This window comes from Corynebacterium sp. HMSC11E11 (genome assembly GCF_001807025.1).
Lineage (GTDB): Bacteria > Actinomycetota > Actinomycetes > Mycobacteriales > Mycobacteriaceae > Corynebacterium > Corynebacterium freneyi.
The window spans coordinates 1-4,491 of record NZ_KV787103.1 but is presented as its reverse complement, the minus strand read 5'-3'; the positions used below and the strand labels follow the sequence as shown (position 1 = coordinate 4,491).

Genomic DNA, 4,491 nt, shown 5'->3' with positions numbered 1-4,491 from the left:
GGTCAGCTACGCACTCCGAAACGCGAAGAGCCCGTAATCGCCGCGATGGGCCACGCTCATCCGCGTACATGAGGGCCAACATTCGGGGAGGTGGAATCAGGGCCGGGATGCCGCGGCGCACGACCGCGGCACTCCCCCGACGAATGGCGGGGAACCCTGGTGCAGCCGAAGGGCATGCCGTATAAACCTCACCATGCGACTCCTTTCGCCCCGAAAATGTCCCGAGTCGACCATCATCGCCCTGTTCGCCCTGTTCGCGGCGCTGTCCGCGTTGGCTCCCATGCTGGTTCCACCGCTGGCTCCGGCCGGTTTCGCGGCCACCGGTTCCCCCGAGGTCCCGTCGTTCGCCGAGCGCGCCGAACGCCTCGGGGTTCCCGGTGGCGCGGTCGCGTACCTCGACGACGGGGCAGTCACCCGCACCGAGGTTTTCGGCGCCGACGGCGAGGGCCACCCCGTCGACGCGGCGACGCCGATGCTCTGGGGCTCGGTGTCTAAACCCGTGGCGGCCGCCGTCGTGAAGCACCTGGCCGACGAGGGCACGCTCGACCCGGCTGCCTCGGCGGATTCGTACGTGCCCGACGCGCCGAATGTACCGGTCAGCGCGCTGCTCGACCACACATCCGGCCTGGGGTTCGGGGCGGGCCACCTCGACGTCGACCGTCCCGACGCAACCGCAATGGACGTCGTCGGCGGCATGTCCGGCGAGACGGGTGAATCGGGCACGGTCGGCGAGCACGGTTATTCCAGCCTCGGTTACCTGCACCTGCAGGCCGTCATCGAGGCAGCGACCGGCGGGGCCTACGCGGACGCGGTCCGCGCGACGCCGGGGCTGAGCCACGTGGGCGCCTCGGCCGCGGATTGTGCCGACGTCCCCCGCGGCCACCGCCTGGCCGGCCCGTTCGCCTGGGCGATGACCACCGGTTACGACGGCGCCGGCGCCGCCTACGGCTATTCCTGCGGGAGCATCGATGATTTGGCCGGTTTCGCCGTCTCCCAGCTCGGCACCGCCGCCGATGTCGCCGATTCGCTTGCCGACGCCGCCCCGACCGGCTCCCCGAAACAGTTTTACGGGCCGGGCTGGCGCGTGACGAACGAGGACGACGGCCGGGCCACCGTGTGGCACACCGGCACGGTCCCCGGGTACTTTTCCGCCGTGTACCTCGACGCGGAATCGGGTGACGGCGCGGTGGTCCTGCTCAACGCGTCGGGGTTCCTGCACGAGGAATCGCTCGCTGCGTTGACCCGCTCCGCATTCGACGAGGCCACGGGGCGGACGGTCACTCCCGTCGAACCGGGCGGCATGGGCGTCATCGTTCCCGCGGTCCTGCTCGGCGTCGCGGCGCTGGTGCTGGTGCTCGGCTGGGTGGGGCGCCGGCGCATGCGGCCGGTCGCGTGGATTCTGCTCACGGTGGTCGTGGTCGCCGCGGCGCTCATCGCCGCTCCCCTGCTGATGGCAGTGCCCCTCCGGTACTTCTGGCTCTGGGAGCCCGGCGTCGTCGTGGCCGCCGCAGCGGTGCCCGTCGCGATGCTCCTCGCGGCGGCGATGGCCACGGCGAGCAGTGGGCGGGACCGCGGCCGCAGATTAGGGTGGGCCCCATGAACGACCTGACCATCGCACCGGGCCCGGGGATTCCCGGCGGCATGGTCATTCCCGCGGCCGATCTCACGGAGCGTTTCGCCAAGGCATCGGGGCCGGGCGGCCAGGGGGTCAACACGACGGACAGCAGGGTCCAGCTCTCCTTCGACGTCGCCGCGTGCCGGGTGCTTTCCGACGGCCAGCGCAGCCGCGTCCTCCGCAACCTCGGCGGCCGCCTGGACGGGACCGTCCTCACCGTCGACGTGTCCACGCAGCGGTCGCAGATCCGCAATCGGGCCGAAGCCCGTGATCGGATGGCCGCATTGTTGAGGGAAGCACTCGCCCCGCCGTCTCCTCCGCGACGGAAAACGAAGCCGACGCGCGGGTCGGTGCACCGCCGCATCGCCGCGAAGAAGCGGCGGTCGGAACTGAAATCGACGAGGAAGCGGCCGAACGTTTCCTAGGCAATCGCCGCAGAGACCAGGAAATTTCGCCGAAGAATCGACCGATCATCGCCGGCGGCGGGACTGCACCGGCCGAAACGCGCCCGTGAGGACGCGAATCCCCTCCCCCCCTGGGGTTAACGCCATGACTAGATCTGACGTGACCTTCCCCTCTGGAGATGGATCCTGCGCCGCGTGGCTGTACGTCCCCGACGACGCCCCTGCCCCGGGGCCGATCATCGTGATGGCCCACGGTCTCGGCGGGGTACGCCAGATGCGCCTCGATGCCTTCGCCGAGCGTTTCAGCGCCGCCGGCTACCGCTGCCTGGTGTTCGACTACAGGCACTTCGGTGCGAGCGCCGGGGAGCCCCGTCAGCTCCTGTCGGTGCGGCGTCAGCTCGAGGACTGGAACTCCGCGATCACCCATGCGCGGGGCCTCGACGGGGTCGACCCTGACCGTGTGGTCATCTGGGGCACGTCCTTTGGTGGCGGCCACGTGGTTCGGACCGCGGCGCGGGACCCCAGGCTTGCTGCGGTCATCGCGCAGTGCCCATTCACCGATGGATTGGCCTCGACGTTGGCGCTGCCGCCTGCGACCACGGTCAAGATCGGCCTGCTGGCCGTGCGCGATCTGCTCGCCGCGTGGCGCAACAAGGAACCTGTGATGGTTCCCGCTTACGGGGACCCGGGGTCGACCGCCCTGATGACGGCGCCCGACTGCGTGGCGGGCATCGAAGCAATTGTGCCCGCCGGAGATGACATCCGCTCGGACATCACGGCACGATTCGGGTTGGATATTCTGCGCTATTTCCCGGGACGACACGCCCGCAAGATCCAGTCCCCGGCGCACTTCGCGATCTGCGAGAACGACACGCTGGCCCCGCCGGGCCCCACCCTGCGGCATGTGCGGAAGGCCCCGAAGGGCGAAGTGCGAATGCAGCCCGGCGGGCACTTCGACATCTACGTCGGCGATGCCTTCGAGCACAACGTCGCCGAACAGCTGGCCTTTCTCGCACGGCACGTCCCGACTGCCGTCAACGAGCGGTGAGCCGCACCGCAGGCTGGCTTTCCCCAAGGATCAGACGCCCCTGATCTACGAATATGTGTACTCCGCACTCCCGGGTCATGCGCGGAGAACGAACTCCTCGACGTCGCCGTCGGAGATACGGACGACGTCGGCCATGGCCTTGTCCATGTCGATCATAAAGCCCTGCCACCCGGCGCGCCGAGCCTCCGGGCCGAGAGGCTTCCGGGGGACGAACATTTCCGCGGTTTGCAGGTCGCGGGGCAGGAAGTAGATGCTGGCCTGCCCGACCTCATTGACCAGGACGACGTAGAGGCTGAAGTAGATGCCCGCTTCCATGCGTTCACGCTGCGGGCCCCATGCGGCACCGAGGATCGTGCCGGTGATGGTGTCCGGCAGTTCCCCCTTGATCCGCTTCGACTTCACCTGAGCCAGGTAGCCGCAAAAGTCGCAGACGAGATCGGCACATTTGAAGTTCGGGGGCAGGAGTTTGAACGACTTGTCGGTGCGCTTGCACCCCGGGCAACGGGCATGCTTGGCGACGAGTTCTTCTCCCGCAGTGCCGAGTTTCTGCTTCGTCGTGGCCGTGTCATGTTCCTCCTCAACGGTGCGCGCTCTTCTGCGCGCGTGCGTCGGCCCGTGGCCCAGCCTCCGATGCCGGGACATCCTGCCCCCATCTTGCTAGATTCTGGGTCAAGACCACTTGAACGAAGGAACGGTGCCATGACCACCTCGGCGGAATTGCGCGAGATCTCGGCCGCACATGGGCTCACATGGCCCGAGGAGTACTTGACGCTCGCCGACGACGGCATGGTGGACGCGTCCCCCACCGGCGCCGAGATCCCGCTGCTGCACTTCAGCACGAACTTCGAGCTGCTCGGGGCCAAGGACATCGCCCGCCGATTGGAGATGTTTGCGGAGCCGGACGATTTCCGGAACATCGATCCCGCCGAGGGCCTGTTGCCTTTCGGGATGGAGCCCGGCGGCAACCTCTATTGCTTCCGTACCGGGGCCGCCGGCGCGGGTCCGGTCCCCGTGGTTCTGCTGCAGAACGATGAGCAGGAGGATGAGCGGCTCGCACCGGATCTCGCCGGGTTCATTTTCGCGGAGATGGTCGGGGCGTCCGCCGAGTTCTACGACGACGATTACCTGGGTGAGGGCGAGCCCCGTCGTAACGCGGAAGCCTGGCTCCAGTCGCACGAGCCCTACCTGGGGCAGGAGCAGGCCGCGGCGCTCCGCGAACTCTTCGCGCGTCCGCTGATCGTGCGTGACGACGACTCGATGGGGTTCCTCGAATTCTCGGAGGTGGATGAGCTGGTGGACCCGGTTCTGCGGTATCCGGAGCGCCACGAGCCGATTCAGCTCTGGGAGCGCGGGTAGCTCCACCTCCACCGGCCGGTGCGTGCGACTCCCCGACGGTGGCGTCACGCCTCGAGCACGTAGCGCAG

5 protein-coding genes are annotated in these 4,491 nt (G+C 68.5%); 4 read left to right on the top strand and 1 reads right to left on the bottom strand.

Features of this window, described 5'->3' with window-relative positions; translation table 11 throughout:
* The first annotated feature begins 193 nt into the window (after positions 1–193).
* The 3 genes from HMPREF3121_RS01300 to HMPREF3121_RS01290 all read left to right on the top strand — a co-directional run bounded on the left by HMPREF3121_RS01300 (position 194) and on the right by HMPREF3121_RS01290 (position 3,067).
* Positions 194–1,600: a serine hydrolase domain-containing protein gene (locus tag HMPREF3121_RS01300; protein WP_070519261.1), complete on the top strand. Its 1,407-nt coding sequence runs from the start codon at positions 194–196 to the stop codon at positions 1,598–1,600.
* Positions 1,597–2,040, top strand: a complete 444-nt coding sequence (arfB, locus tag HMPREF3121_RS01295; RefSeq protein ID WP_070519265.1) for an alternative ribosome rescue aminoacyl-tRNA hydrolase ArfB — start codon at positions 1,597–1,599, stop codon at positions 2,038–2,040. Before HMPREF3121_RS01300 ends, arfB begins: the two co-directional genes overlap by 4 nt.
* Before the next feature lie 124 nt (positions 2,041–2,164).
* Positions 2,165–3,067 carry an alpha/beta hydrolase gene (locus HMPREF3121_RS01290; RefSeq protein WP_141742915.1) on the top strand — a complete coding sequence of 301 codons (903 nt, stop codon included), beginning with the start codon at positions 2,165–2,167 and terminating at the stop codon, positions 3,065–3,067.
* A gap of 75 nt (positions 3,068–3,142) precedes the next feature.
* Here HMPREF3121_RS01290 and HMPREF3121_RS01285 read toward each other — a convergent pair whose 3' ends face one another.
* A complete protein-coding gene (locus HMPREF3121_RS01285) occupies positions 3,143–3,709 on the bottom strand; it encodes a DpnI domain-containing protein (protein ID WP_083291138.1) in 567 nt (188 codons plus the stop codon).
* A 57-nt stretch (positions 3,710–3,766) separates the two neighbouring features.
* On the opposite strand from HMPREF3121_RS01285, the gene HMPREF3121_RS01280 reads away from it, so the two are divergent.
* On the top strand, positions 3,767–4,423 hold the full coding sequence (locus HMPREF3121_RS01280; RefSeq protein WP_070519259.1) for an SMI1/KNR4 family protein: 657 nt from the start codon (positions 3,767–3,769) through the stop codon (positions 4,421–4,423).
* Positions 4,424–4,491: the final 68 nt, after the last annotated feature.